Genomic DNA, 25,774 nt, shown 5'->3' with positions numbered 1-25,774 from the left:
ATGTCCCATCTCGGCACCCAACCCGTTCTGCGCGCCCGCAATCTTCGCAAGAGCTATGGCCGCGTGGTGGCCATCGACAACGCCGATTTCGACCTCTATCCCGGCGAAATCCTCGCCGTGATCGGCGACAACGGCGCCGGCAAGTCGACCCTGATCAAGGCCCTGTCCGGCGCGGTGACGCCGGACGCCGGCGAAATCCTTCTCGACGGCAAGCCGGTCTCCTTCGCCAACCCGCAGGCCGCGCGCGACGCCGGCATCGAGACGGTCTACCAGCAGCTCGCGCTGTCGCCGGCCCTCTCGATCGCCGACAACATGTTCCTGGGGCGCGAAATCCGCCGCACCGGCCCGCTCGGCCAATGGCTGCGGATGCTCGACAAGCCCAAGATGCGCAAGATCGCCCGTGAGAAGCTCTCCGAACTCGGCCTCATGACGATCCAGAACATCGACCAGGCGGTGGAAACGCTCTCGGGCGGCCAGCGTCAGGGCGTGGCGGTCGCCCGCGCCGCCGCCTTCGGCTCCAAGGTGCTGATCCTCGATGAGCCCACCGCCGCGCTCGGCGTGAAGGAGTCCCGCAAGGTTCTCGACCTCATCCTCGAAGTGCGCTCGCGGGGCCTGCCCATCGTGCTCATCTCGCACAACATGCCCCATGTCTTCGAGATCGCCGACCGCATCCACATCCACCGCCTGTCCAAGCGCCTCTGCGTGGTGGACCCGAAGTCCATCTCCATGTCCGACGCCGTGGCGCTGATGACCGGCGCGAAGACGCCGGAAGCGGAGATGATGGCGGCCTGATCGCCCGACGACTGAACGGCTCTAGGATTGCGGCTCCGAAGTTTCTATCTTCGGAGCCGTTTTCATGAGGATCGCACCATGAGCCAGCGCCCGACCATCTTCACGGTAACGGCCTTTCGGGACGAAGAGGCGGATGTGTGGGTCGGCACCTGCGATGCCGTTCCCATGACGGCGGAAGCCGAAAGCCTCGACCTTCTTTTGGTTCGCCTGTCGGAAATGGCCGCCGATCTCCTGCCGGACAATCATCCGGGTCTCGACCCGTCCTCCGTCTTCCTGCAATTGAGCGTCCTGCAGGATATCGGGTCTCATGCTGCGGCCGCTTGATGGCACCCAGAACCTTCGACCGAGACCTTCGCCACCTCCTTCTGGCGGCAGGTTGCCATCTCCTGCGACAGGGGAAGGGCAGCCACGAAATCTGGCATAGTCCGGTCACGAACCATTCGTTTCCCGTTCAGATCGGCGTCGCCAGTCGGCACACGGCCAATGCGATCTTGAAACAAGCCGGATTGCCGAAGGCCTTTTAAGGCATCAAGCTTCGATGGCCTTCGGCTCCGCACTCACCCCGCCAAAGCCACCAGCCCCGACGCTTCCTTCGCTTTCATCCGCCGGGCGGCCTCTTCGCCCGCGAAATGGCAGGCGGCGCGGTGCGTGTCGGAGACGGACGCGAGTTCCGGCGGAACTTCGGCGCAGACGCTTTCGGCAATCGGGCAGCGCGTGCGGAAGGCGCAGCCGGACGGCGGGTTGACCGGCGACGGCGGATCGCCTTGCAGGACGGTGCGCCGGCGCGTGCGCGCGATGGCCGGGTCCGGGATCGGCGCGGCCGAGAGAAGCGCCCGCGCATAAGGATGCGCGGGATTCTCGAAGACCTCGGCCCGCGTCCCCTCCTCGACCACGCGGCCGAGATAAAGCACGAGGATACGGTCCGAGACGAGGCGCACGACCGAGAGATCGTGGCTGATGAAGAGCAGCGTCAGGCCGCGCCGCCGGCGCAAGTCGGCCAGAAGATTGACGATCTGCGCCTGGATCGAGACATCGAGCGCCGAGACCGGCTCGTCGCAGACGATGAGCTTGGGCTCGGTGATGATGGCGCGCGCGATGCCGATGCGCTGCGCCTGCCCGCCCGAGAATTCATGCGGGTAGCGATTGATCATGTCGGAGACCAGCCCGACCTCGCCCATGACCTTTTCCACCCGCGCGCGGCGCTCCGCGCGCGACAGGCCGGGCTCGGCGACGCGCAGCGGCTCGGCGATGATCTCGCCCACCGTCATGCGCGGGTCGAGCGAGGCGATCGGGTCCTGAAAGATGATCGAGAGGTCGCGCCGGGCCCGGCGCATCTCGGCCTCGGAGAGTTCGGCGAGATTGCGCCCCTGCCAGACGACCTGACCGGCGGTCGGCTCGACCAGCCGCAGGATCGAGCGGCCCAGCGTGGACTTGCCGCAGCCGGACTCGCCGACGATGCCGAGCGTCTCGCCCTCGCGCACCGTGAAGGACACGTCGCGCACGGCCTTCACCGTCTGAACCTTCGGGAAGAAGCCCTTGCCCTTGAGTTTGAACTCGGTCGAGAGATGACGAACGTCGAGGAATTCCGTCTTGATCTCAGACATGGGCGAGGTCTCCTTGCGCGGCCGTGCCCTTGGCGGCGTCCACGAAGGCGCGCCAGCAGGCGGCCCGGCGCGGCCCCGCGCCCTCGCGCGCCACACGCTCCAAAGGCGGGCGCTCGGCCTTGCAGCGATCCACCGCAAAGCCGCAGCGCGGATGGAAGGCGCAGCCGGATGGGGGGCGGATCAGGTTGGGCGGGCGCCCGGGAATGGGCTCGACGGCCCCGGCGTCCCGGTCCACACGCGGGATGGAGCCGAGCAGCGCGGCCGTATAGGGATGGGCGGGCGCGGCGAAAACATCCTCCACGCGCCCCTCCTCCACGATGCGCCCGGCATACATGACGGCGATGCGATCGGCGACGCCCGCCACCACGCCGAGATCATGCGTGATGAGAACCAGCGCCGTCTTGTCGCCCGTCAGCTCCGCGAAAAGGTCCAGGATCTGCGCCTGAATGGTGACGTCCAGAGCCGTCGTCGGCTCGTCGGCGACGATGACCTTGGGCCGGCAGAGAAGCGCCATGGCGATCACGACGCGTTGGCGCATGCCGCCCGACAATTCGTGCGGATATTGCTCGATGCGCCGCTCGGCGTCGGGAATGCCGACGCGCTTCAGCATCGCCAGCGCCTCGGCTTCCGCCGCGCGCCGCTTCAGGCCCTTGTGGACTTCCAGCGTCTCGGCCAGCTGCCGCTTGATCTTGAGGACCGGGTTGAGCGCGGTCATCGGGTCCTGGAAGACCATGGCCATGTCGCGCCCGCGCACGCGGTCGAGATCGCGCGCGCGCAGCGTCAGAAGGTCCGTGCCCTCCAGCTTCGCCAAGCCTTCGGTGCGCCCGTTCTTGGCCAGAAGCCCGAAGACGCCATTGAAAGTCTGCGACTTGCCCGAGCCCGATTCTCCGACGATCGCCAGCGTCTCGCCGGGATGGACGTCGAAACTGAGATCGCTGACCGCCTGCACCTCGCCATCGGGCGTGGCGAAGCGGATCGAGTAGTTCGACAGGGACAGGACGGGTGTGGGTGTGTCTGGTGTCATGGGATTACCGGTCCTTCGGATCGAAGGCATCGCGCAGCCCGTCGCCGATAAAGGCGAGCGAGAGCAGAAGCGAGACGAGGACGCCGCCGGGGAAGAGAAGCAGCCAGGGCATGATCTCCAGCGTGTCCGCCCCTTCGGAGATGAGCGTGCCGAGCGAGGTCAGCGGCTCCTGAACGCCGAAGCCGAGATAGGACAGGAAGCTTTCCGTCGCGATGATCTCGGGGATGGTGAGGGTCGCGAAGATCACCACCGGGCCGACGAGATTGGGCACGATATGGCGGCGGATGATGGCGAAGGACGAGACGCCCGAAGCGCGCGCCGCTTCCACGAATTCCCGCTCCTTCAGCGAAAGCGTCTGCCCGCGCACGATGCGCGCCATGGTCAGCCATTCCAGAAGGCCGATGGCGGCAAAGAGCAGATAGACGTTGCGCCCGAAGATCACCATCAGAAGGATGACGAAGAGGATGTAGGGCAGCGCGTACATGACATCGACGAAGCGCATCATGGCCGCGTCGATGCGCCCGCCGAGGAACCCCGCCGTCGCGCCGTAGAGAATGCCGACGACGACCGAGACGCTGGTGGCGATCAGCGCCACGAGAAGCGAGACGCGCGTGCCGTAGAGCGTGCGGGCGAGAAGGTCGCGCCCGTTCTGGTCGGTGCCGAAATAGTGCCCCGTCTCGATCGAGGGCGGGGCGCGGAAGGCGGCCCAGTCCGGCGTTTCGTAGTCGAAAGGAATGAGCCAGGGGCCGATCACGGCCGCCAGCACGATGAAGACGAGAACGGCCAGCGAGAACATGGCCGCCTTGTTGGAGCGGAACCGGCGCATGGCGTCGAGCATCAGCGAGCGCGGCTTGCCGTGAAGGGCTTCCGTCTCGTGGTTCACGAAGGGTTCGAGCGCCTCGCGCTTGTCGACGTAAAGGGTCATCGGGCGCGCACCCTCGGATCGAGCCAGGCATAGGCGAGATCGACGAGCAGATTCAGAACCACGATCAGCACCATGTAGAAGACGACCGTTCCCAGAACCATGCCATAGTCGCGGTTCAGGGCGGCCTGGATGAAGTAGCGGCCGATGCCGGGAATGCCGAAGATCTGCTCCACAACGATGGAACCGGTCAGGAGATGGCCGGCGGCGGGGCCGAGATAGGAGACGACCGGGGTGAGCGCCGGCTTGATGGCGTGGCGCGTCACCATGAGCCGGGCCCCGACGCCCTTGGCCCGCGCGGTGCGGATATAGTTGGAGTTCAACACTTCGATCATCGAGCCGCGCATGAGGCGCGAGATGCGGCCCGCATGGGGAAAGGCGAGCACGAAGACCGGCAAGACGAGATGCGGCCAGGACCCGTCGCCCCAGCCGCCCACCGGCAACCAGCCGAGCTTGATGCCGAAGAGGAGCTGAAGGATCGGGGCCACGAGGAAGTTGGGCACCACGACGCCGATCATGATGATGCCGGCGATCCAGTAGTCGGACGCCTTGTTCTGATGCAGCGCGCCATAGACGCCGGCAACGGTGCCGACCACGAGCGCCACCAGAAAGGCAGAGCCGCCGAGCACCAGCGTATAGGGCAGGCCGATGAGGATCTGCTGGCCGACCGTGAAGTCCTTGGTGACGAAGGAGGGGCCGAGATCGCCCCGCAGGAGGCCGCCCAGATACATGAGGTACTGCTGGAACAGCGGCAGGTCGAGATTGTAGTGGGCGCGCAGATTGGCCAGAATGTCGGGCGGCAGGGCGCGTTCCTGATCGAACGGGCCGCCCGGCGCCAGTCGCAGAATGAAGAAGCAGGCGGTGACCGCGATCAGCACCACCGGGATCGACGTCAGAAGACGCCGAAGGGCGAAGGACAGCATCGCTCAAAGGTTTCCAAAAGGGCATCGGCCGGTGCGGCGGGATGGTGGCCGCGCAGCGGGATGCGTCGTTTTCCAGATATGAAGCTCGGCCCGGGAGGCCCGCGAAGGTGGCCTGAAAGGGCAAGAAGCGCGGCATCGCGCCGAAGAAGAAGCGGCCCTGGCTCGGCTCCGTGGCCGCCCGATCGATCGGCAGCCGCCGGTCCCGCTTCGCGCGGCGCGAGAAGAGAGCGCACAGCGCCCTCCCCTCACTGGTCCTGAGCCTTACTCGGCCTTGGAGAGCCAGCGCGTGCGGTGAATGTCCTTCACATTGTCCTCGAAGCCGGAGATCTTCGGGGAAACGACGTTCTTGGTGACATAGTAGTAGATCGGGATCGCCGCCGAGTCCTTGAGGGCGATGGTCTCGGCCTGCTTCAGGAGGCCGGCGCGCGCCTTGAGATCGAGCGTCGTCTGGGCCTGATCGAGCAGCTTGTCGTATTCGGCGTTCTTCCACTTGCCGTAGTTCATCTCGATCCCGCCCTTGAGCAGGTCGAGGAAGTTGGTCGGATCGTCGTAATCGGCCAGCCAGCCCGCGCGGCCGACCTGGAACTCGCCGGCGCGCAGATCGGCGTAGTGAACCTTCACCTCGCTGTTGACGAGTTCAACCTCGACGCCGAGCGGCTTCCACATGGAAGCGATGGCGACGGCGACGCGCTTGTGGTTCTCGTCCGTGTTGTAGCGCAGCTGGAGCTTCAAGGGGTTGGACGGGCCATAGCCTTCCGCTTCCAGGAGCTTCTTGGCTTCCGCGATCTTCTGGCCCTGCGGCATGTCCTTCCACTCGACATAGGCCGGGCCGCCCTCGTAATTGGCGATGCCGGGCGGAACCCAGCTATAGGCGGGCAATTCGCCGGTGCCCAGAATCTGCGGGCCGATCGCCTCGCGCACCACGGCCATGGACAGCGCCTTGCGCACATTGGCATTGTCGAGCGGCGGCTTGGAGCTGTTCAGGACGTAATAATAAAGGCCGGCGAAGGGCGTCACATGCGCCTGGCCCGGCATGTTCTCCTGCAGCCACTTGTACTGGTCGCCGGGGAACTGGGTCAGAATGTCGAACTCGCCCGCGCGATAGCGGCGCAGGCCGGCCGGCAGGTCTTCGAGCGTGAAGAACTTGGTGCCGTCGATCTTCAGCGAGGCGGTGTCGTACCAGTTCGGATTCTTTTCGGTCAGCACGTAGCTGCCCGGCACCCATTCCACCGGCTTGTACGGGCCGTTGGTGACGATGTTGCCGACCTGCACCCAGGCATCGCCCTTGGCCTTCACCACATGCTCGGGCAGCGGATAGGCGGTGTAGTGGGTGAGCGCGCCGAGATAGAAGGGCGTCGGGTTTTCCAGCGTGATCTGAAGCGTCTTGTCGTCCAGCGCCTTGACGCCGAGCTGGCTCATATCGTCCAGCTTGCCCTTGTTGATCGCCTGCGCGTTCTTGATCGGGTACTGGAGATAGGCGTATTTCGCCGCGCGCTTGGGGTCCATCAGGCGCTGAAAGGCAAAGACGAAGTCCGACGCCTTGACCGGCTCGCCGTCCGACCACTTCACGCCGTCGCGCAGCTTGAACGTGTAGACGAGGCCGTCGTCCGAGATCGTCCAGCTTTCCGCCATGCCGGGGATGGGGTGCGCCTGTGCGTCTTCCGTCACGAGCCCTTCGAAAATATCGCCCGCCACGCGGTTTTCCCAGTCGCCCGACATCTGCTGCGGGTCGAGCGAGGTGACGTCGCCGCCATTCTGCACGTTAAGCGTGGCGGCATGGGCCGAGCCCATGGCCATGAGAGCGGCCAGCGAAGCGGCGCCCAGAAGGGTGCGGACATGAATCGTCAAAGGAGAACCTCCCCGGAATGTGGCCGGCTGACGGCCTGGAAGCGGGCCTTCAATCATATCCGATATGGCTCTGTCCAGCAGCATTATGATGACATTTTGATCGGTCAGCAGTGCTGTCGTAATTTCAGGCATCTTGTGATAAGCAATTCTAAGCTTAGGGAATTCGCCCCTTCCTTTGACGAGAACTGCCTGATACGGGCGACTCCCCCTGCAACCCGGCCCGCCGGCTGCGCATTGGCGGCCCATCATGGGAGGCTTTATGATGGGCCAACGGTTCGATCTTTATTACTGGCCGCAAATTCAGGGACGCGGCGAATTTCCGCGCCTCGTTCTGGAAGCGGCCGAGGCCGATTATCGCGATGTCGCGCGCTTGGCAGACGCCGAAGGCGGCGGGGTTGCGGCCATGATGCGGCTGATGGAAAAGGCCGAGCGACGCCCCTTCGCGCCGCCGTTCCTGATCCACGGAAATCGTCTCGTGTCGCAGGCGGCCGAAATCAGCAGCTATTGCGCCGAGGAACTGGGGCTCGCGCCGCAGGACGAGAGCGACCGGCTCTTCGCGCGCTCGATCGCCCTCACCACGGCCGATCTCGTGGCGGAGGCGCATGACACGCATCACCCGATGGGCGTCGGCCTCTACTACGAGGACCAGACCCTCGAAGCCCGGCGGCGCTCTCAGGAGTTCCGCGAAGAGCGTATCCCCAAATTTCTCGGCTGGTTCGAGAGCATTGCCGCCGGCAATCCCCAGCGCTCCGGCTGGCTCGTAGGCGAGCGCATGAGCCAAGCCGATCTCGGCCTGTTTCAGGTGCTGGAAGGGCTGCGCTATGCCTTCCCCCGGCGGATGGTGAACATCGAAAGCCGCTACCGGCACATTTGGGACATCCGAAACCGGGTCGCGCAACATCCCCCCGTCGCCCGCTACCTCGCGAGTTCCCGGCGCATCCCGTTCAACGAGAACGGCATTTTCCGTCGCTATCCCGAACTCGATGCGGACTGACCGGCCGGCCGTCGCTCGACCATGCCGACATCGCCCGGCCCGGCCGAGCCATCCCGTGCCCAGCCATGGCGGTCAAAGTCGCAGGCGCAGCTGGCCGCGGCCGTTTCCAAGGGCAGGGCGGCTCGCCGCGCAGCATCGCGGCCAGAGCGTCTGATGTCGGGCCGATCGCGGCCATTTCTGCGATCGACAGGGCGTTTTCGGTCACACTCGTGCGGATGCGAAGAAGCGCGTCCGCGTCGCCCGCCCTCGCCGCGCGAAAGACGGGCGACAGGCCGACTTCAGTTCGCGAGCTTGGAGGCGAAGAGCGCGAGGCCCTGCTGATAGACCACGGCACGGTTCCAGTCTTCCAGACGCGCGAAGTTCGGCTCGCCCGGATTGTAGCCCGCGCCCGCGATCCAGCCGTGCTGCTTGAGGAAATTGGCGGTGGAGGCCAGAACGTCCGCCTTGGAGCGGATGAGGTCGCGCCGGCCGTCGCCGTCGAAATCCACGGCGTAGCGCAGGTAGTTCTTGGCCAGAAACTGCGTCTGGCCGATCTCGCCGGCCCAGGCGCCCTTCATGTCGGACGCCTTCTTGTCACCCCGCTCGACGATCTGAAGCGCGGCCAGGAGTTCTTCCGTGAAGAAGTCCGAGCGGCGGCAGTCGTAGGACAGGGTCGCGAGCGAGCGGAAGATGTTCATGTTGCCGGAATTGGCGCCGAAGCCCGTTTCCATGCCCCAGATCGCGACGAGGATTTCCTTCTGGACGCCGAAGCGCTGCTCGATCCGATTCAGGAGATCGCGGTTCTGCGCGATGATGCCCTTGCCCTTCTTGACGAAGGACGAGGGTGCGCGGCGCTCCATGAACTGGTCCAGCGAGAGCTTGAAGCTCTTCTGGTTGCGGTCGAGGCCGATGACCTTGCTGTCATAGGTGACGCCGCCGAGCGCGGTCTGGAGCGTGTTCTGCGAAATGCCTTGCGAGGCGGCCTGACGCTTGAAGCTTTCGAGCCAGGTCGGAAAGCCGCCGGGGCCGTTGCCGCAGGCCTGCGCGAAAGCGGGCGAGGCCGAAAGGAGAACGGCGGCACCCAGCGCCGCGGCTTTCAGTGTGTGGAGGACGCGCAAAATGGCTGTTCCCATATCTAGTGTTCGCTCGCGAGCGCCGCAAAAGGCCCGGCCATCCCACGAACAAGGGGCAGCCATGGGCGCTCGCATAAGGTCGTCAGTCCGCCTCATAAAGGACATGGAAAGGTTTGCGTAGGGTTATCGAAGTTTTGCCGGTCCTCACGATCGCGCGAGGATGGGGCAGGAACCGACACGGACTTGGGCCACGGGCGGTCTGCCCTATGTGAGACCCGCAGCACCAGCCGGAGCCAAACGATGTATATCGCCATGAACCGCTTCAAGGTCATCAAGGACGCGGCGGAGGATTTCGAGACGCTGTGGAAGAACCGGGAATCGCATCTGAACGAGGTGCCCGGCTTCGTCGAATTCCACCTCCTGAAAGGCCCGGAGCGGGAGGACCATCACCTGTATTCCTCCCACACGATCTGGGCGAGCCGGGAGGATTTCGAAGGCTGGACGCGCTCGGAGGCCTTTCGTGCCTCGCATCGCGGCGCGGGTGGCACCAGGCCGCTTTATCTCGGCCATCCCGAATTCGAGGGCTTCGAGGTGATCCAGACCATCAGCCGCGACGAGGCCGCCTGACCCACGGGCCGGCCGCTTTCCGGCTGCGGGCGGTGTGTCCGATCTGGACGCATCGCGTCAGCCTTTATATCTGACGCTTACATCTGACGCCCCACGGGCCGCGACGCGACCCGCGAGGTCAAACCTTCGCGGATCATTCCCCATGCAGCCAGCCGACGGACTTCCCCAACCCCAGCGCTCGCTCGCTTTCGCGACCGTGGCGCTGACGCTCTTCGTGGGCGTGCTCGACGGAGCGATCGCCAATATCGCGCTGCCGCCCATCACCAGCGATTTCGGCATCCAGCCGGCCGATGCGGTCTGGATCGTCAATGCCTACCAGCTCGCCGTCACCATGGTGCTCCTGCCGCTGGCCAAGCTCGGCGAGATCATCGGCTACAAGCGCGTCTACCTCAGTGGGCTGGCGCTGTTCACCGTCTCCTCGCTGCTTTGCGCGGTGTCGAACTCGCTCGACCTGCTGATCGCCGCGCGCGCCGTGCAGGGCCTCGGGGCGGCCGGCATCATGTCCGTCAATATCGCGCTGGTGCGCTTCATCTTTCCGCGCGCCATGCTGGGCGGGGCGGTGGGCAATGTCGCGGTCATTGTCGGCGTCGCCTCCGCGACGGGGCCGACCATCGCCGGCCTGATCCTCGCCGTTGCGCCCTGGCAGGCGCTGTTTCTGGTGAATGTGCCGATCGGCCTCGTGGCGCTTCTGGTGGGCGCGCGCACGCTGCCCGCCACGCCCCTGTCGGGCGAGCGCTTCGACCTGCGCAGCACGCTGCTCAGCGCCGCGACCTTCGGCCTCGTGATTTCGGGCGTCAACGCGCTCGGCCATTCGGAAGGGCCCCTGCTGGCGCTGGCGCTGATCGGGGCCGGCATCCTCGTCGGCATCGTCTTCACGCGCACGCAGCTTTCGCTGCCCGCGCCCATGCTGCCGATCGACCTCCTGCGCCGTCCCATCTTCGCGCTCTCGGCCACGACTTCGATCCTCTCCTTCGCCGCGCAGATGCTGGCCTTCGTCGCCCTGCCCTTCTTCCTGCACGACACGCTCGGGCGCAGCGCGTCCGAGACCGGGCTTCTGATGACGCCTTGGCCCATCACGACGGCACTCGCCGCCTTCGTCTCGGGCCGGTTGGCGGATCGGATGCGCGAGCCCGGCCGCCTTTCCGCGCTGGGCCTTGCCATCTTCGCCTCGGGCCTCCTGTCGCTGACGCTGCTGCCCGCCAATCCGAGCAATCTCGATCTGATCTGGCGTCTGGCGCTCGCCGGCCTCGGCTTCGGCCTGTTCCAGTCGCCCAACAACAAGATCCTGATTTCCAGCGCGCCGCGCGAGCGCTCCGGGGGCGCGAGCGGCATTCAGGCGACCGCGCGTCTCGTCGGCCAGTCCATGGGCGTCGCGCTGCTGGCGGTGATCTTCGGTCTCGTGCCCGATCATGCGATCGGCGCGGCGCTCGGCTGCGCCACCGGCCTTGCCGCGCTCGGCATCGTGCCCAGCGCCCTGCGCCGGGTGGAGCGCGACGGCGAGCCCTCCGGCGCGGTGGGACGCCCGGCGGAATGAAACAAAGGCCAGCCGAAGCGGACAGGCTTCGGCTGGCCCATTTTTTGTAACAAGGGTCGAATTGCCGACCCGCTCAGCGTCGCCGGAAATCCCCCGAGGGTATGCCGGCCTATTCCGCCGCGAGCGGCTTGATCCAGAGGCTGGAGCAGACGATGCGGCTCGTGTCGCAGCGCTCGCGATGCTTCTCGGCCACGCGCACCACCTCGTCCATCAAGCCGTCCGACAGGCGCGTCGGCTCCAGGCCCAGCTTGATCAGCGTGTCGTTGGCGACCACGAGATCGTTCTCCGCCATCTCGTTGCGCGGATTGTCGCGGTGCTCCACGGGAACGCCGGTCATGCGCGAAATCATCTCGGCGAGATCGCGCACGCGGTGGGTTTCGGTCATCTGGTTCATAATGCGGACGCGCGCGCCGCGCTCGGGCGCCGAGCGGATGGCAAGCGCGATGCAGCGCACCGTGTCCCGGATATGAATGAAGGCGCGCGTCTGACCGCCCGAGCCATGCACCGTCAGCGGATGGCCGATGGCCGCCTGCATCAGGAAGCGGTTCAGAACCGTGCCGTAATCGCCATCATAGTCGAAGCGGTTGACGAGGCGTTCGTCGAGATCGGTCTCGGGCGTCGAAGTGCCCCAGACGATGCCCTGATGCAGATCGGTGATCTTGAGCCCGTCATTCTTGGCGTAATACTGGAACAGAAGTTGATCCAGCGTCTTGGTCATATGGTAGATCGAGCCGGGATCGACGGGATAGAGAATCTCGACATTGGCCTCCTGGCCGGCCGAGCGCAGCGTCGCCTCGATATAGCCTTCGGGGATCGTCATGCCCTTGGTCTTGCCGTAGCCATAGACGCCCATCGTGCCCAGATGCACCAGATGCGCTTCGGGACAGGCCTCCACCATGGCGCAGAGCACCGCGCTCGTGGCGTTGACATTGTTGTCCACCGTGTAGCGCTTGTGCCAGGGCGATTTCATCGAATAGGGCGCGGCGCGCTGCTCGGCGAAATGAACGATCGCGTCCGGCGCGACGCGTCGGAACAGCGCCTCCAGCCGGTCGTAATCCTTGGCGACGTCGAGTTCCACGAACTCGATCGGCGAGTTGCGCGTTTCGCGCCAAGCCTGGAGCCGCTCGGGCATGGGACGGATCGGGGTGAGGCTCTGGACACCCAGTTCCTCGTCGGTGCGCCGGCGCACGAGATTGTCCACGATCGTCACCTCGTGGCCTTCGGCCGAAAGGTGGAGCGAGGTCGCCCAGCCGCAGAATCCATCACCGCCGAGAACGATTACCTTCATGACCGGAACACCTCGAACATTTCTCCCGGATGCGTCTTGACGCTAGTATCTGGCGCAAGGTCTAGCATTGCGTAGGTCCGGCAGGAATCGGACCGGCATTTTCTCAGGCCGAAAGAGCGCGACATGCGTATTCTGATAGCTTCTGATGCAGCCCCCCCTCAAATCAATGGCGTGGTCCGCGTGCTCGACACGACGGCCGAATGGCTGAGGCGCTTCGGCCACGAGGTTCGGATGGTCACACCCTCCGACTTCTCCGCCAGCCTGCCAGCCCCCGGCTATCCCGAAGTGCGCCTCGCCATGACGCTCGGCCGCCGCCTCGGCCGGATCATCGAGGACTTCCAGCCCGACACGATCCATATTCCGGTGGAAGGCACGATCGGCCTTGCCGCGCGCCATTATTGCCGCCGGCGCGGCATTCCCTTCACCACATCCTTCCACACGCGCTTCGGGGATTATTTCGAGAAGCGGATCGGCGTCGGCTCGCCGCTGGCCTACGGGTTCCAGCGCTGGTTCCACAATGGCGGCAACGGCATCATGGTGCAGACCGAGACGCTGGAGCACGAACTCGCCGAGCGCGGATACAACAACATCCGCCGCTGGGGCCGCGCGGTGGATACCGACCTCTTCACCCCTTGCCGCGAGGAACCGGGCTTCGACCCGGATTTTTTGTCCCTGCCGCGCCCGATCTTTCTTTATCTCGGCCGCATCTCGCCGGAAAAGAATCTCGACGCCTTCCTGACGCTCGACCTGCCGGGCTCCAAGGTTCTGGTGGGCGACGGGCCATCGCTGGACGGGCTGAAAAGCCGCTACCCGCAGGCGCATTTCCTGGGCCGGCGAACGGGCCGGGCGCTCGCCGAGCATTTCTCGGCGGCCGACGTCTTCGTCTTCCCCTCGCGCTTCGAGACCTTCGGCCTCGTGGTTCTGGAATCGCTCGCCTGCGGCACCCCGGTGGCCGCCCTCCCCGTTCCCGGCCCGATGGACATCGTGGGCGGCACGCCCCATGCGGTCCTGTCGGAAGACCTGCGCTCGGCCGCGCTCCAAGCGCTCACCATCGACCGCGCCGGCTGCCGCCGCCATGCCGAGACCTATAGCTGGGAGCGCTGCTCGCGCGAGTTCGAAAGCAATCTCGTGCCCATCCCACCCTCCATCTGGCAGAAGATGGCGGCTTGAGGGGAACACTGACGAGGCCCGCCTTTGCTTGAGGGCGGGCCTCACGCATCCATTCCGTTTTCGCGCCGCACAAGCCAGGGTCGAAGGAAACGCTTGGCCCGTGCCGTTATTTTCGCCATGATCAAACCCATAGCATGGCGAAACGGGAGGATTCTTTCATGTCACGACTGCCGTTCGGTCGCGCCACGCCTTGCGAAACGCCCTCGCTCAAGGTCGGCTTTCTTCTGGCGCATCAGTTCACGATCTCGGCCCTGTCGCTGTTCATGGACGCGCTACGGCTGGCCGCCGACGAAGGCGACCGATCCCGCCCGATTCGCTGCTCCTGGAGCGTGATGGCGGCCCGGCCCGAGCCGATCCGCTCGTCCTGTGGCGTCACGGTCTCGCGCACCGCGCCGCTCACAGACCCCAAACAGTTCGATTATATCGTCGTGGTGGGTGGCCTGCTCCATTCGGGAGAGCAGATGGACGATGCCTCCATCGCCTATTTGCGCACGGCCGCCAGCGCCGGCGTGCCGCTGGTGGGCGTGTGCACCGGCTCCTTCGTGCTGGCGCGCGCGGGGCTGATGCGCGGGCGGCGCTGTTGCATTTCCTGGTATCACCATGCCGATTTCGAGGCCGAATTTCCCGACATCAAGCCGGAAGCCGACCAGCTCTTCATGGTGGACCGCGACCGCATCACCTGCGCGGGGGGCTCGGGCGTTGCCGATCTGGCAGCCTTCCTGATCGAGCGCCATGTCGGCGCCTCCGCCGCGCAGAAGAGCCTGCATGTGCTCCAGCTCCAGAACCGCCGGCAGGGCAGCGACGCTCAGCCCCATGCAGCCACCGGCACGGCGGGCGGCGACGACCGGGTGCGGCGCGCCATTCTCCTGATGGAGCAGCATGTGGCCGAGCCCTTATCGGTCGAGACGATCGCGCATCGGCTGCAACTCTCCTCGCGCCAGTTGGAACGCCTGTTTCAGGACACGCTGTCCGTCAGCCCGGCCGTTGCCTATCGTCAGTTGCGCCTCGGTTATGCCAAACGCCTGCTTCAGACAACGCGCAAGAGCGTCACCGATATCGCCATCGAGGCCGGTTTCTGCGACGGCGCGCATTTCGCCCGGCAGTTTCGCGCGCATTTTGGCATCGCCCCGCGCGACCTGCGCGCGCCCGAATCCGCCGTGCTGGAGATGACGTCGCAGGCGACGGTTCGGTCTGCCTGTGAGATGACCATGGCCCAAGAAACCGTCATGTAGAAAGACGCCATGTCGCCTTCCTACAAGGCGATGTCTGGATTCGCATCGTCACACGGTTAAGCTGAGGTCACGATCCGTCATCGCATTTTTGGAGCGGCTCCAGACTTAAGAGCCCTTACCGCGATGGAGGATGGTTCGATCACGCAATCCCCCGCCCCCCCGAATGCCGAGCGCATTCGCGTATCCCAGATCGTCAAGCTCTTTGGCGACAACGAGAAAACAGCCCTGCGCCGCTTGAAGGAGGGGGCCGGCAAGGCGGATATCCTGGCCGAGACAGGCGCCGTGCTCGGGCTCGATAATGTGTCCTTCTCGGTCAACGAGGGTGAAATCCTCGTGGTCATGGGCCTCTCGGGCTCGGGCAAGTCCACCATGCTGCGCTGCCTCAACCGCTTGGTGGAGCCCACCGCCGGATCGATCCGCATCGGCGGAACCGAAGTGACCGAGCTGTCCACCAAGGCGCTGCGCGAGTTCCGCCGCGAAACCTTTGGCATGGTGTTCCAGCACTTCGCCCTGTTTCCCAACCGCACGATCGCGGAAAATGTCGAATACGGCTTGGAAGTTCAGGGCGTCGATCGCAAGACGCGGCGCGAGCGCGCGCTGGAGGCGGTCGAACTGGTCGGCCTCAAGGGCTGGGACACTAAGTTCCCGCGCCAGTTGTCGGGCGGGATGCAGCAGCGGGCGGGCCTTGCCCGCGCCCTGTGCGCCGATGCCGACATTCTCCTGATGGATGAAGCCTTCTCCGCGCTCGATCCGCTGATCCGGCGCGACATGCAGAACGAGCTCCGCTCGCTACAGCAGAAGCTGCGCAAGACCATCGTCTTCGTCAGCCACGATCTCGACGAGGCCATTCATCTGGGCGGGCGCATCGTCCTCATGAAGGACGGCGCCATCGCGCAAAGCGGCACGGCCGAAGAAATCCTCCTCGACCCGCAGGGCGACTATGTCCGCCGCTTCGTGGAAAATATCGACGTGTCGTCGGTCGTCACGCTCGGGCGCCTCGTGCGCCCGCAGCCACGCCTGTTTCAGGGCGCGGCGGCCGAGGAGGCCTGGCCCCTCGTGGAACCCGCGCAGAGCCGCGCCGACGAGGTCTTCGTCGTCACCTGCGATCGCGATATGCCGATCGGTCGCATCGACCGGGGCCGGCTCTCCGCCCCCGACTCTCGCGGGCAGCGGCTCGACAAGCTGATGGACGGCGGCATCGCCCGCGCGCCCGCCGGAGCGGTCCTGAAAAGCGTGCTCCCGCTTCTGGCGAGCGAGCCCCACGGCCTGGCTGTGGTGGACGAGACGGGCCGCTTCGTCGGCCTTCTCACCCGCGAAGTCGCCCTGCGCGCGCTGGCGGGCAAGCAGCCCAACGAGGAAAGGAACATGGCATGGAATGGCTCCTCAACGACGACGGCAGCATCCGCAAGTTCCCTCTGGACGAATACGCCAGCAGCGCCCTCGATTGGCTCACCCTCCATCTCGCGTCACTGACGCGCGGCCTGTCCGCCTTCGTGGCGGGCTGGATCTCGACGGGAACGGAGTTTCTGCTTCACATTCCCGCCTGGGCGCTGATCCTCGCCCTGGCCGGCGGAGCCTTCGCCCTGGCCGGACGCCGCGTCGGCCTGCTGGCCCTGTTCGGCTTCCTGTTCCTGTGGAACCTGCGTCTCTGGGACGCGACGGTGGAAACCCTCGTTCTGGTGACGCTGTCCACCCTTGCCGCGCTTCTGATCGGCCTGCCGATCGGCATCGGCTGCGCCCTGTCGGAGCGGGCCTGGAAGACCGTCTCGCCCGCGCTCGACATGATGCAGACCATGCCGAGCTTCGTGTATCTCATTCCCGCCATCCCGTTTTTCGGGCTCGGTTCGGTATCGGCGGTGTTCGCCACCGTGATCTTCTCCATGCCGCCGGTGATCCGTCTGACGGCGCTCGGCATTCGCGGCGTGCCGCATGATCTGACCGAGGCCGCCGATGCCTTCGGCACGACCCCGGTCCAGAAGCTTCTGAAGGTCCAGCTTCCCTTGGCCCTGCCGACCATCATGGCCGGCATCAACCAGACCATCATGCTCGGCCTCTCAATGGTGGTGATCGCCTCGATGATCGGCGCGGGCGGCCTTGGCCGCGAGGTCTGGCGCTCGATCCAGCGGCTCGACGCGGGCTCCGGCTTCCAGGCGGGCATCGCCATCGTCATCCTTGCGGTCGTGCTCGACCGTGTCACCCAGGCCATGGCGCGCCGCGCGCGCTCGGCCTGATCCGTCCCTTTCCAACCCTTCCCTTTCCTCTCAACGGAGTTCCGAGACCCATGCTGAAAATCCTTGCAGCCGCCGCTCTCGCCACGACCCTCATGACGGGCCTTGCCTCGGCCGCCGAGAAGAAGGTGAATTTGGCCTATGTCGAATGGTCCGACGCCGTGGTGGCGACCAATCTTCTGGCCGAGACGCTGAAGAAGGAAGGCTACAACGTGACGCTGACGCCGCTGCCGGCCGCCGCCATGTGGCAGGCCGTGGCGACGGGCGAGGCCGACGCCATGGTGGCCGCTTGGCTTCCGGCGACCCATGCCGCCTATTACGCCAAGCTGAAGGACAAGGTCGATCTGGTCGGCCCCAACGTCTCCGGCGCCAAGATCGGCTGGGCCGTGCCCGCCTATGTCGATCTCACCTCGGTCGAGGATCTGAAAACCAAAGGGGCCGAAGTCGGCAACAAGGTGATCGGCATCGATCCGGGCGCCGGCCTGATGCAGGCCTCCGAAAAGGCCATCAAGGATTACGGCCTGACGAACATCAATCTGGTGGACGGTTCGGACGCGACCATGACCGCCGCGCTGAAGGACGCGATCGACCGCAAGCAGCCCATCGTGGTGACGACCTGGACACCGCACTGGATGTTCGGGCGCTGGGACCTGAAATATCTCGCCGACCCCAAGGGCTCCTTCGGCGGCGAGGAAACGGTCAACACCGTCGCCCGCAAGGGCTTGGACAAGGACATGCCCGAAGTCTACAAAGTCCTGAAGAACTTCAAGCTTTCGCTCGATGACGAGCAGAAGATGATGCTGCAGAACGAGGAAAAGGGCGCCAACCCGGCCGCGAACGCCAAGGCCTGGGTCGCCGCCAACCCGGACAAGGTCGCTGCCTGGACGAAATAAGCACGCTTACAGGCCGCGTTCCATCGAAAGCCGCGACGCGAGTCCCCCTTGCGTCGCGGCTTTTCGCTTTCGGATGAGGATACAGAGCCATTCCGCCCGCGACGCATCGCTGCCCGCGTGGGCGCGGTTGAGTCTGCGGACGGGAGCATCGCCTCACTCAGGAATGGCCGCCGGCCATCCCAACACCCGCGGGCCAGCCGGTCGCCTCGAAACGTGGGCGAAGGCCAATCCGGCACGTGCCATCCCGTCTTCGTCTGGCGCTCCGCCCGCTTCGGCCGGGCTCAGGCGGCGTTGCGCAGTCCGTGCGGCGCGCGGGACGCGCTGGCGGAACTGGCGAGTTCCTGCCCCATCCGGTCGAGACGGTTGATCGCCTCGCTGATCTGTTCGACGCCGATCGACTGCTCGCGGCAGGCGGCCGAGATTTCGGACACGAGTTCGGCGGTGCGCCGGATATCGGGCACCAGCGCTTTCAGAGCTTGGCCCGCCTCTTCCGATACGGACAGGGAGCGGTTCGACAAGGCTCCGATCTCGCCCGCGGCAATGGTCACGCGCTCGGCGAGCTTGCGCACTTCGGACGCCACCACGGCAAAACCCTTGCCATGCGTGCCCGCGCGCGCCGCCTCGATGGCCGCGTTCAGCGCGAGTAGGTCGGTCTGGCGCGCAATCTCCTGCACGACCTGAATCTTGGTCGCGATGGAACGCATGGCCTCCACCGACTTCTCCACAGCCTCGCCACCGCGATCGGCGTTGATCGAGGCCTTGTCCGCGATCTTTTCTGTGGTTGAGGCGTTCTCGGCGTTCTGGCGGATGTTGGCGGTCATCTCTTCCATGGCCGCCGAGGCGTCGCCCAGCGAACGCGCTTGCTCACTCGCGACCCGAGCGCGATCCGTTTCCATGCGCGTCTTTTCGGCCGCCAACGTGTCCAGATAGGTCGACACGCCGTAATCCATATCGAGGATGGCGACCTTCACCAGAATACCGAGAAGCTCCGCAGCCTCGTCGATCTTGGCGCCACGCATCAGGCCCCGGCCGAGAAGCCGTGGAAGAAGGTCCTTGATCATGCCTTCGAGGATCAGGGCATAGCCGCCGAGATACCAGCGGGGCTCCAGTCCGATACGCGCATGGGTGCGCCCGATGCGTTCGACCTCGCTGACATAGCTATCGTCGATATGGCCGCCGGCCAGATGAGCCCAATGCTTGTTCTGCGCCGTCTCCGCCTTTTGGCGCATGGTCTCGGACGCAAAGAAGGATTGCAGTTCGGGCACTTTGGCGAGTTGGTCGTAGAAGGCCGAGATGCCACCCTCGACCGCATGGCTGATCATTTCGGATTTCGGCGCGATCCGCTCCAGCGCAGCGTCGTCGATTTTCAGAAACTGGAGACGCTCAGCGAGATCGGTACGCATGTGCATCGGCTCTTCCCCCAAGAAACGATGCAGCATAACTTCACAAAACTTACCATCCAATTAGAGGTTGAGCGCAGAAAGGCGCGACGAAAGGTCCACTCAAGCCCCCTTCGCCGACGCACCGTGTCCGACCAAAGAGCCCGATCAGGCCTTGAGCTGGGCCGCCTTTTTCGCGGGCGCCTTGCGAGCCGCCGGCTTCTTGGCGGTCGCGCGGCTCGCGCGCTGCAGTGGCAGCGCTGTCTTGGCTTCGCTCGGCGCGCCGCCTTCCGCTTCCTGCGCCAGGCGAAGGGCCTTCAGCCGCGCGGTTTTTTCATCGCGCGCGCGGGTTTCGGCGCGAATCAAGGTTAGAGCCGTCCCCTTCTCGGAACGATTGGCAATATCGCCGAGGCGCGCGTTTTCGCGATGTTCAGTCGAATTGTGCGCATCCATGGAAATCGCCCTCCGCTGGCCGGGTCCGGCTGGCCGGCGCATCATGCGTCGGCCAAGCCCGGCAGCGCGACCCGAACGGGCCGCTTCCAAAAAGAAACTAGGGCGAGCGTGACGTTAAGCGAGTGTGACGACCTGTCTCAAGCCAACATCATCAAAGCGTCACGTAGGTTCCGAGTTCAACGACGCGGTTGGCGGGGATGCGATAGTAGTCGATCGCGTCGTAGGAGTGGCGCGCCATCTTGATGAAGATCTGGCTTTGCCAGCTCGGCATGTCGCTGCGCGCGGCCGATTTGATCCGCCGCCGGCCGACGAAGAAGGTGGTGGACATGACGTCGAACTTGACGCCCAGCTCGCGCAGCTGGATCAGCGCCTGAAGCAGATTGGGCTCATCCAGGAAGCCGTAGTTCAGCTCCACCCGCGCAAAGGCGGGCGACAGGGGGTGATAGGTCAGGCGGTTGGCGTTCGAGACATAGGGCACGTCGGCCGTGCGGATCGTCACGATGACGTTCTTCTCGTGCAGCACGCGATTGTGCTTGAGATTGTGCAGAAGCGCCGACGGTACGGTCTCGGGCGTCGAGGTCAGATACATCGCCGTGCCCGACACATGGGTGACGGACGAGGTTTCCATCGCCTTGATGAACGTGTCGAGCGACAGGTTCTGCTGCTGCGCCTTGGTGTTGAGAAGGCGCGTGCCACGCACCCAGACGGCCATCAGCAGCATGATGCAGCCGCCGATCACCAGCGGCAGGTAGCCGCCATCGGCGAGCTTCAGAAGATTGGCGGCCAGGAACGCGCTGTCGATTACCATGAGCGGCGCGACCACCGCGACCGCGAGCCCCAAACCCCAACCCCAGCCATAGGCGAAGACGACGATGCCGAGCAGGCTGGTGATGATCATCGTGCCGGTGACGGCGATGCCGTAGGCGGCGGCGAGCGAGGAGGAATCCTGAAAGAAGATGATCAACATGACGACGCCGATCAGCATCAGCCAGTTGACCGTCGGCAGATAGATCTGCCCGCGCTCGGACTCGGACGTATGCTCGATCTGAAGGCGCGGCAGGAGACCCAGCTGGATGGCCTGCTGCGTCAGCGAGAAGGCGCCGGTGATGACCGCCTGTCCCGCGATGATCGTGGCGAGCGTGGCGAGAATCACGAGCGGCAGACGCCCCCATTCGGGCGCCGACAGAAAGAAGAGATTGGGCAGGGCCGACGCGTCGTTGAGCGCGAAGGCGCCCTGGCCGAGATAGTTGAGCAGCAGCGCCGGGCCGACGAAGCCCAGCCAGGCGATGCGGATCGGCCGTTTGCCGAAATGGCCCATATCGGCATAGAGCGCCTCGGCCCCCGTCACCGCGAGGAAGACCGACCCCAGAACGGTGAAGCCGAGGATCCCATGCGACGTCATGAACCAGAAGCCGTTGATGGGATTGAGCGCGTGCAGGATCTGCGGCGCGTCGCCGATATGCGAAAGGCCGATCAGCGCCAGCGTGATGAACCAGAGCGCCATGATCGGGCCGAAGAACACGGCGACCTTGGCCGTGCCGAAGGACTGCACGGCATAGAGCGCCACGATGATGGCGATGGCGATGGGCACGATATAAGGGTCGAGCCCAGGCGTCGTGACCTTGAGACCCTCGACGGCCGAGAGAACCGAGACCGCCGGCGTCAGGATCGCGTCGCCATAGAACAGCGCCGCGCCGATCATGCCGAGCGTCAGGATCACGCGGTTGGGCCGCTGCAGCGCGGTCTGCGCCAGCGCCATGAGCGACAGCGCGCCGCCCTCGCCCTGATTGTCGGCCCTGAGCACCAGCATCACGTATTTCACCGTGACGACGATCACCAGCGACCAGACCAGCAGCGAGACGATGCCGATGATTTCGCTGGCCGAGGGAATGCCCCCGACATGCAGCAGGGATTCTTTCATGGCATAGAGCGGGCTCGTCCCGATATCGCCGTAAACGACGCCGATGCTGCCGAGGACGACAACGGGAAGGCTCTTGCGCGGGTGACCCTCGTGCGGGGACGTTGCCGTCTCGGCCGTGGGGGCGTGTTCGCCGCTGATCATTCCTCTGACGAGGCCTCCGGTGGTATGGGTATCATGGAGCAGAAAAGCGCAGCGTCGAATCCATGGCCGCCCAGAATCAGCGACAACCATAGTCTTTTGAAAGACGAATTTCGGGTCCAGTAGCCCGAAACCCAGCGATAAAGTCGCGAGCGTCTAGCACGGAACGCGAGGGAGGCAAAGTCCACCCCCTGCCGCAGCGGCCACACCGCCACAACCGTCGAGAAAATTTTCGCGAAAGGTGGCCGCGCTAGAAACGGTTTCAAGAAAATTTTCGAAGGCTCTCCCTTCGTGGCTTTTCCTTCGCATTTGCAGCGGTATCTACAGCCTATAACCTGCCTTTATGTTAGGCGAACGATTCGTTCTCGAACGAACCGCTCGTGGGACCCGACAACAAGAATCGGCGGGAGGAAAGTCGAGGACGGTATGATCATTTCCGATGACAGGGACCAGGAAATCCGCAACCTGGCGTATTTCCTGTGGGAGAAGGCGGGACGCCCCAGCGGACAGGAGCACGACTTCTGGGCGGAAGCCGCGCGCCGGGTCGAAACGGAACAGCCCTGCGCCACGGTTCAGCAGCGCAATCGCTTCGTGGCGCGCTGACACGCTTCGTGCGCTGACGAGCTTTGCGGGCCGGCGGGCTTTTTCCGATGCCCGTGCATCCCGGCCGGGACATATGCGTTTCCCCTTTCATCACCATCAGGGAAGACCATCATGCTCGATCGGATCAAGGAACATATGGAAGTGATCGGCGCTGACGGCGTTCATGTCGGCACCGTGGACCGGGTCGAGGGCGACCGCATCAAGCTGACCAAGAAGGACAGCGGCGAAGGCCACCATCAGGGTCATCACCACTTCATTCCCGGCGGTCTCGTGGCCGAGGTCGAAGGAGACAAGGTGCGTCTGTCCGCCAATGGCGACGTCGCCGTATCCTTCGAGGAAGAAAACGACGGCCGCGGGGCCTGACCCCATCCGATAACCGCGCTCGCGGCGCCGTGAAAGAAAATGGGCGGAACGCGGTGAAACACGCGCGTTCCGCCCATTCATAGCGTCCCGACCTTTTCCCGACGAGACCGCCCTCCCCGCCAGGCCGGATCGTGTTCAGGCCGGCGCCATCTCGCGCCCCTCCGGCCTGTCTCGCACGCGGAATGCAGCCGTCCAGAGAACGGCAGCGAACAGCGCGTGGCAGGAGAGGAAGGCGATCACCAGCCCTTCGATCCCGTCCAGCCGCGCGCCAAAGGCCATGATGATGCCGAAGCCGAAGGCCGAGGTCACCGACAGGACCGCGCGCAGCCCCTGATACCCCGCCCCGGTCAGCGCATCGGCGGCGGGATATTGCAGCGCCATCAGGGGCAGGCTGAAGGACAACGCCGCCGTCACGCCCACCATGGATTCGAAGTCCCGGCCGAGAACGGCGGGTGCGAGGAAGCCCGCGAGGCTGACGGCCCCGCAGGCCGCAAGACCGACGCCCAGCATGACCGGCACGACGCTCAGCGCATAGCGCCGGCTGGCGGCGATGCCACCGCGCCCGCCATGCACGAAGAAATTCGGATAGGTCATGCGCGTGACGACCTGGAGCGGAAACAGGCCCAGGGTCAGAACGCGTGAGGCCGCGCCGTAGATGCCGACGCTCGCCGCATCCGCGAAGCGACTGAGCACGATGCGATCGAGGCTTCCTTGCGACGAGCGCGACGCCTGATTGAGGCAGAAGGACAGGCCGGTCCAGAGATCGCGTGTCAGCAACACGGCGCGCGGCCGCCCATAAAGCCGGATCGACAAGGCGAGGTAGAGCGCGGTGGTGATCACCGATTGGAGGAAGGCCACCTCGATCCAGCCTTCGAGATCGGAGCGGCCCAGCGCTGCGAAGAAGATCGCCGCCGCCAGAAGGCGCACGAAGGCGGTGGTAAAGCGCACCGCCCCGGCGCGCACCGTCTGGCGATGGGCGACCATGACCAGTTCGAGCGAGGCGGCCGCGCGCCCGATTAGGATTTCGCCGCCGATCACCAACGCGACGAACAGAACCGGCAGCGGCGATTCCATCACGCCATGGGCCACCCAGACGCCGCCAAGAACCACGAGCGGCAGCGTCAGCCCCGTCAGGATCAGGAGATTGCCGAAATAGGACGCAAAGCGCTCGGGCTCGCGCGCCACGCCGCGCACCAGAAGATCGGCCCCGCCCAGCCCCACCAGTTCCACGCTCAAGGCCGAGACGGCCAGAAGCGCGGTGTAGATGCCGAAGGCTTCGAGCCCCAGCCCGCGTGCCGTCAGGGCGAAGGCCACGAGTTGCACGCCCAGCGCCGAGACGGTGGGCACCAGCGTTCCGGCGAAGGTGACGATCCGAAAGCGCGCCTCCAGATGCCGGGCGAAGGCCCCGGCTCGCGAACGTAGCCCGATCACGACGCGCTTGCCTCAACCGCAGACATGATCGTCCTCGCGCCGGCCCGCCGGGGCCGCCTCGGCGGGCTTGGGCCGCGCATATTCCACGAAGACGCCGCCCAGATGCGCCTTGTAGCGGCCGCGCACCTTGTCCATCTCCAAGAGCCAGCCGAGGAAGGGGGATTCGGGCTCGCGCCGGAACAGCGGATAGATCGCCAGGCGCGCGGTGAGGCCCAGCGTCTTGGCCAGGCTTTTGCGCGCGCCCGCATCGAGGCTTTCCCAGCGCACCGCATGATTGCCGACGCGAAAGCGGCGCTGGCGCATCCAGGCGAGCGACGCGCGAGAATCGGGCACCTCCTCCCAGACGAAGGCTTCCTCGGCCCAGGCCATTTTGAGGCCGGCATAGAAGAGGCGGCGGAAGAACACCGTATCGCCGCCGCCGCTGAGACCGAAGGCTTCATCGAAGAAGGGGCGCGGGATCGAGCCCGTGGCCTCCAGATCGATCAGGAAATTGCAGGTGCAGAAGACGAAGGGACGCCCCTCCAGAAACTGCTTCTGCACGGACCAATAGCGCGCGTAGCGCTCCAGATGCGCGGCCTTCTCGGGAAACACGGGCCGCACCGGCCCACCGACCACGGCTGCCCCTTCCCGCGCCTGACAGGACAGGAGCTCGGCGAGCCAGACGGGCGAGGGCCATTCGTCGTCGTCGATCATCGCGACGAAGCGGACCCCCCGCTTTTCGGCTTCGTCGAAGACCGCGTTGCGCGCGGCCGAAATGCCGGGATGGCTTTCGATGCGATAGCGCAGCTCCAGCCCCGTGCGGGCGGCAAACGCGCCAACGGCCAGCCCCACGGCGGGGTCCTGTCCGTCATTGTCCACGACGATGATCACCGGTGGCTCGGCCAGCGGTTTTGCGCTTTCGGCGATGTGGTCGAGCAGGCGCAGAAGCGAGGGCAGACGCTTGTAGGTGCAAAGGCCGACGGCGAGCCCGGACTGCGAGGAGCCGGGAGGAGACGAGACGGTCATGGGCGAAGCTCCGCTTCAAGAAGGGCGTCGGGAAAGCGCTCTGGAGAGCGGCGCAAGACCGAAAGGACTTCGGTTGTCGCGTTCGGGAGGCGCGGGCAGGTCGGCATGGGCGGTCATCGTTCCGGAAGCTTAGAGATCATGTTGCGCCGCAGCAACAAGCGCGAAAGGCGAGGACGTCAGAGGCCGAGAGTGAGTCAAACTGAGATCAGGCTCCTGCAATCCGTTGACATTTGTCTTATATCCTACGTATGTTTGGGTGAAGAAAAAATGAGACAGCAGATCATGGCATGACGCCAATGAGGTTCTTCCGCCGGCCTCCGTGATGTGAGCCGCGGTCTTCTTTAGCCCCC

Annotated in this window: 25 protein-coding genes; 13 read left to right on the top strand and 12 right to left on the bottom strand. The window is 65.3% G+C overall.

The features are described 5' to 3' along the window. The 3 genes from AUL28_RS15180 to AUL28_RS15170 all read left to right on the top strand — a co-directional run bounded on the left by AUL28_RS15180 (position 1) and on the right by AUL28_RS15170 (position 1,316). Positions 1–792 (top strand): ATP-binding cassette domain-containing protein, encoded by a 792-nt coding sequence (locus AUL28_RS15180; RefSeq protein WP_058601373.1) that lies wholly within the window; start codon positions 1–3, stop codon positions 790–792. A gap of 78 nt (positions 793–870) precedes the next feature. Continuing rightward, positions 871–1,116 carry a DUF1902 domain-containing protein gene (locus AUL28_RS15175; protein WP_062234136.1) on the top strand — a complete coding sequence of 82 codons (246 nt, stop codon included), beginning with the start codon at positions 871–873 and terminating at the stop codon, positions 1,114–1,116. Next, positions 1,116–1,316 (top strand): type II toxin-antitoxin system HicA family toxin, encoded by a 201-nt coding sequence (locus AUL28_RS15170; protein WP_062234133.1) that lies wholly within the window; start codon positions 1,116–1,118, stop codon positions 1,314–1,316. The genes AUL28_RS15175 and AUL28_RS15170 overlap by 1 nt, the downstream gene beginning before the upstream one ends. Before the next feature lie 33 nt (positions 1,317–1,349). Here the strand turns inward: AUL28_RS15170 and AUL28_RS15165 are convergent, their stop codons facing one another. The 5 genes from AUL28_RS15165 to AUL28_RS15145 all read right to left on the bottom strand — a co-directional run bounded on the left by AUL28_RS15165 (position 1,350) and on the right by AUL28_RS15145 (position 7,113). Continuing rightward, on the bottom strand, positions 1,350–2,396 hold the full coding sequence (locus tag AUL28_RS15165) for an ABC transporter ATP-binding protein (RefSeq protein WP_062234130.1): 1,047 nt from the start codon (positions 2,394–2,396) through the stop codon (positions 1,350–1,352). After that, positions 2,389–3,420, bottom strand: coding sequence for an ABC transporter ATP-binding protein (locus AUL28_RS15160; protein ID WP_062234127.1), 1,032 nt, complete (start codon positions 3,418–3,420; stop codon positions 2,389–2,391). Before AUL28_RS15160 ends, AUL28_RS15165 begins: the two co-directional genes overlap by 8 nt. Positions 3,421–3,424: 4 nt before the next feature. After that, entirely contained in the window at positions 3,425–4,345 is a 921-nt protein-coding gene (locus AUL28_RS15155) for an ABC transporter permease (RefSeq protein ID WP_062234124.1), read from the bottom strand. Continuing rightward, a complete protein-coding gene (locus AUL28_RS15150) occupies positions 4,342–5,265 on the bottom strand; it encodes an ABC transporter permease subunit (protein ID WP_062234121.1) in 924 nt (307 codons plus the stop codon). The genes AUL28_RS15155 and AUL28_RS15150 overlap by 4 nt, the downstream gene beginning before the upstream one ends. A gap of 261 nt (positions 5,266–5,526) precedes the next feature. Then, positions 5,527–7,113 (bottom strand): peptide ABC transporter substrate-binding protein, encoded by a 1,587-nt coding sequence (locus AUL28_RS15145; RefSeq protein WP_374701425.1) that lies wholly within the window; start codon positions 7,111–7,113, stop codon positions 5,527–5,529. 262 nt (positions 7,114–7,375) lie between these two features. Here AUL28_RS15145 and AUL28_RS15140 point away from each other — a divergent pair, with 262 nt between their 5' ends. After that, positions 7,376–8,107: a glutathione S-transferase gene (locus AUL28_RS15140; RefSeq protein WP_062234321.1), complete on the top strand. Its 732-nt coding sequence runs from the start codon at positions 7,376–7,378 to the stop codon at positions 8,105–8,107. Positions 8,108–8,385: 278 nt separating this feature from the next. On the opposite strand, the gene AUL28_RS15135 is transcribed toward AUL28_RS15140, so the two are convergent. After that, positions 8,386–9,219 (bottom strand): lytic murein transglycosylase, encoded by an 834-nt coding sequence (locus tag AUL28_RS15135; protein WP_058635187.1) that lies wholly within the window; start codon positions 9,217–9,219, stop codon positions 8,386–8,388. Positions 9,220–9,459: 240 nt separating this feature from the next. Here AUL28_RS15135 and AUL28_RS15130 point away from each other — a divergent pair, with 240 nt between their 5' ends. Both AUL28_RS15130 and AUL28_RS15125 read left to right on the top strand, forming a co-directional pair. Then, positions 9,460–9,786: an antibiotic biosynthesis monooxygenase family protein gene (locus tag AUL28_RS15130; protein ID WP_062234118.1), complete on the top strand. Its 327-nt coding sequence runs from the start codon at positions 9,460–9,462 to the stop codon at positions 9,784–9,786. A gap of 142 nt (positions 9,787–9,928) precedes the next feature. Continuing rightward, a complete protein-coding gene (locus tag AUL28_RS15125; RefSeq protein ID WP_058635189.1) occupies positions 9,929–11,320 on the top strand; it encodes an MFS transporter in 1,392 nt (463 codons plus the stop codon). A gap of 109 nt (positions 11,321–11,429) precedes the next feature. Here the strand turns inward: AUL28_RS15125 and AUL28_RS15120 are convergent, their stop codons facing one another. After that, positions 11,430–12,608: an NAD-dependent epimerase/dehydratase family protein gene (locus AUL28_RS15120; protein WP_062218552.1), complete on the bottom strand. Its 1,179-nt coding sequence runs from the start codon at positions 12,606–12,608 to the stop codon at positions 11,430–11,432. Between the two features lie 123 nt (positions 12,609–12,731). Here AUL28_RS15120 and AUL28_RS15115 point away from each other — a divergent pair, with 123 nt between their 5' ends. The 5 genes from AUL28_RS15115 (at position 12,732) to AUL28_RS15095 (ending at position 18,131) form a co-directional block, all read left to right on the top strand. After that, positions 12,732–13,778 carry a glycosyltransferase family 4 protein gene (locus AUL28_RS15115; RefSeq protein WP_062234117.1) on the top strand — a complete coding sequence of 349 codons (1,047 nt, stop codon included), beginning with the start codon at positions 12,732–12,734 and terminating at the stop codon, positions 13,776–13,778. A gap of 158 nt (positions 13,779–13,936) precedes the next feature. Continuing rightward, positions 13,937–15,010 (top strand): GlxA family transcriptional regulator, encoded by a 1,074-nt coding sequence (locus AUL28_RS15110; RefSeq protein WP_062234114.1) that lies wholly within the window; start codon positions 13,937–13,939, stop codon positions 15,008–15,010. A gap of 123 nt (positions 15,011–15,133) precedes the next feature. Beyond that, positions 15,134–16,483: a quaternary amine ABC transporter ATP-binding protein gene (locus tag AUL28_RS15105; RefSeq protein ID WP_062234111.1), complete on the top strand. Its 1,350-nt coding sequence runs from the start codon at positions 15,134–15,136 to the stop codon at positions 16,481–16,483. Then, complete coding sequence (locus AUL28_RS15100) at positions 16,381–17,241, top strand: ABC transporter permease (RefSeq protein WP_062234108.1); 861 nt, start codon at positions 16,381–16,383, stop codon at positions 17,239–17,241. The genes AUL28_RS15105 and AUL28_RS15100 overlap by 103 nt, the downstream gene beginning before the upstream one ends. A 50-nt stretch (positions 17,242–17,291) precedes the next feature. Then, entirely contained in the window at positions 17,292–18,131 is an 840-nt protein-coding gene (locus AUL28_RS15095) for a glycine betaine ABC transporter substrate-binding protein (RefSeq protein ID WP_062234105.1), read from the top strand. A 281-nt stretch (positions 18,132–18,412) separates the two neighbouring features. Here AUL28_RS15095 and AUL28_RS15090 read toward each other — a convergent pair whose 3' ends face one another. The 3 genes from AUL28_RS15090 to AUL28_RS15080 all read right to left on the bottom strand — a co-directional run bounded on the left by AUL28_RS15090 (position 18,413) and on the right by AUL28_RS15080 (position 22,025). Beyond that, positions 18,413–19,534: a globin-coupled sensor protein gene (locus tag AUL28_RS15090; protein WP_058635273.1), complete on the bottom strand. Its 1,122-nt coding sequence runs from the start codon at positions 19,532–19,534 to the stop codon at positions 18,413–18,415. Positions 19,535–19,678: 144 nt separating this feature from the next. Then, positions 19,679–19,963 (bottom strand): hypothetical protein, encoded by a 285-nt coding sequence (locus AUL28_RS15085; RefSeq protein WP_058635196.1) that lies wholly within the window; start codon positions 19,961–19,963, stop codon positions 19,679–19,681. A 151-nt stretch (positions 19,964–20,114) separates the two neighbouring features. Then, entirely contained in the window at positions 20,115–22,025 is a 1,911-nt protein-coding gene (locus tag AUL28_RS15080) for a potassium transporter Kup (RefSeq protein ID WP_058601955.1), read from the bottom strand. A gap of 423 nt (positions 22,026–22,448) precedes the next feature. Here AUL28_RS15080 and AUL28_RS22190 point away from each other — a divergent pair, with 423 nt between their 5' ends. Together AUL28_RS22190 and AUL28_RS15075 are read left to right on the top strand one after the other, a co-directional pair. Continuing rightward, positions 22,449–22,625, top strand: coding sequence for a DUF2934 domain-containing protein (locus AUL28_RS22190; protein ID WP_082640491.1), 177 nt, complete (start codon positions 22,449–22,451; stop codon positions 22,623–22,625). A 111-nt stretch (positions 22,626–22,736) separates the two neighbouring features. Then, positions 22,737–22,988: a DUF2171 domain-containing protein gene (locus tag AUL28_RS15075; protein ID WP_062234102.1), complete on the top strand. Its 252-nt coding sequence runs from the start codon at positions 22,737–22,739 to the stop codon at positions 22,986–22,988. A 135-nt stretch (positions 22,989–23,123) separates the two neighbouring features. Here the strand turns inward: AUL28_RS15075 and AUL28_RS15070 are convergent, their stop codons facing one another. After that, the gene (locus AUL28_RS15070; protein ID WP_062234099.1) at positions 23,124–24,419 is read right to left on the bottom strand and encodes a lipopolysaccharide biosynthesis protein; all 1,296 of its coding nucleotides are present in this window, start codon (positions 24,417–24,419) and stop codon (positions 23,124–23,126) included. A 12-nt stretch (positions 24,420–24,431) separates the two neighbouring features. Continuing rightward, positions 24,432–25,424: a glycosyltransferase family 2 protein gene (locus tag AUL28_RS15065; protein WP_062234095.1), complete on the bottom strand. Its 993-nt coding sequence runs from the start codon at positions 25,422–25,424 to the stop codon at positions 24,432–24,434. Positions 25,425–25,774: the final 350 nt, after the last annotated feature.

Source organism: Aureimonas sp. N4, from assembly GCF_001463925.1.
Classification (GTDB): domain Bacteria; phylum Pseudomonadota; class Alphaproteobacteria; order Rhizobiales; family Rhizobiaceae; genus Aureimonas; species Aureimonas ureilytica_A.
The sequence above is the reverse complement of the archived record's forward strand: the minus strand, read 5'-3'. Positions and strand labels throughout refer to the sequence as shown.

Excerpts from the sequence above, each read along its gene's own strand:
- AUL28_RS15180 (WP_058601373.1), top strand. The coding sequence starts at position 1 with ATGTCCCATCTCGGCACCCAACCCGTTCTGCGCGCCCGCAATCTTCGC.
- AUL28_RS15175 (WP_062234136.1), top strand. The coding sequence starts at position 871 with ATGAGCCAGCGCCCGACCATCTTCACGGTAACGGCCTTTCGGGACGAA.
- AUL28_RS15170 (WP_062234133.1), top strand. The coding sequence starts at position 1,116 with ATGGCACCCAGAACCTTCGACCGAGACCTTCGCCACCTCCTTCTGGCG.
- AUL28_RS15165 (WP_062234130.1), bottom strand. The coding sequence starts at position 2,396 with ATGTCTGAGATCAAGACGGAATTCCTCGACGTTCGTCATCTCTCGACC.
- AUL28_RS15160 (WP_062234127.1), bottom strand. The coding sequence starts at position 3,420 with ATGACACCAGACACACCCACACCCGTCCTGTCCCTGTCGAACTACTCG.
- AUL28_RS15155 (WP_062234124.1), bottom strand. The coding sequence starts at position 4,345 with ATGACCCTTTACGTCGACAAGCGCGAGGCGCTCGAACCCTTCGTGAAC.
- AUL28_RS15150 (WP_062234121.1), bottom strand. The coding sequence starts at position 5,265 with ATGCTGTCCTTCGCCCTTCGGCGTCTTCTGACGTCGATCCCGGTGGTG.
- AUL28_RS15140 (WP_062234321.1), top strand. The coding sequence starts at position 7,376 with ATGGGCCAACGGTTCGATCTTTATTACTGGCCGCAAATTCAGGGACGC.
- AUL28_RS15135 (WP_058635187.1), bottom strand. The coding sequence starts at position 9,219 with ATGGGAACAGCCATTTTGCGCGTCCTCCACACACTGAAAGCCGCGGCG.
- AUL28_RS15130 (WP_062234118.1), top strand. The coding sequence starts at position 9,460 with ATGTATATCGCCATGAACCGCTTCAAGGTCATCAAGGACGCGGCGGAG.
- AUL28_RS15125 (WP_058635189.1), top strand. The coding sequence starts at position 9,929 with ATGCAGCCAGCCGACGGACTTCCCCAACCCCAGCGCTCGCTCGCTTTC.
- AUL28_RS15120 (WP_062218552.1), bottom strand. The coding sequence starts at position 12,608 with ATGAAGGTAATCGTTCTCGGCGGTGATGGATTCTGCGGCTGGGCGACC.
- AUL28_RS15115 (WP_062234117.1), top strand. The coding sequence starts at position 12,732 with ATGCGTATTCTGATAGCTTCTGATGCAGCCCCCCCTCAAATCAATGGC.
- AUL28_RS15110 (WP_062234114.1), top strand. The coding sequence starts at position 13,937 with ATGTCACGACTGCCGTTCGGTCGCGCCACGCCTTGCGAAACGCCCTCG.
- AUL28_RS15105 (WP_062234111.1), top strand. The coding sequence starts at position 15,134 with ATGGAGGATGGTTCGATCACGCAATCCCCCGCCCCCCCGAATGCCGAG.
- AUL28_RS15100 (WP_062234108.1), top strand. The coding sequence starts at position 16,381 with ATGGAATGGCTCCTCAACGACGACGGCAGCATCCGCAAGTTCCCTCTG.
- AUL28_RS15095 (WP_062234105.1), top strand. The coding sequence starts at position 17,292 with ATGCTGAAAATCCTTGCAGCCGCCGCTCTCGCCACGACCCTCATGACG.
- AUL28_RS15090 (WP_058635273.1), bottom strand. The coding sequence starts at position 19,534 with ATGCGTACCGATCTCGCTGAGCGTCTCCAGTTTCTGAAAATCGACGAC.
- AUL28_RS15085 (WP_058635196.1), bottom strand. The coding sequence starts at position 19,963 with ATGGATGCGCACAATTCGACTGAACATCGCGAAAACGCGCGCCTCGGC.
- AUL28_RS15080 (WP_058601955.1), bottom strand. The coding sequence starts at position 22,025 with ATGATCAGCGGCGAACACGCCCCCACGGCCGAGACGGCAACGTCCCCG.
- AUL28_RS22190 (WP_082640491.1), top strand. The coding sequence starts at position 22,449 with ATGATCATTTCCGATGACAGGGACCAGGAAATCCGCAACCTGGCGTAT.
- AUL28_RS15075 (WP_062234102.1), top strand. The coding sequence starts at position 22,737 with ATGCTCGATCGGATCAAGGAACATATGGAAGTGATCGGCGCTGACGGC.
- AUL28_RS15065 (WP_062234095.1), bottom strand. The coding sequence starts at position 25,424 with ATGACCGTCTCGTCTCCTCCCGGCTCCTCGCAGTCCGGGCTCGCCGTC.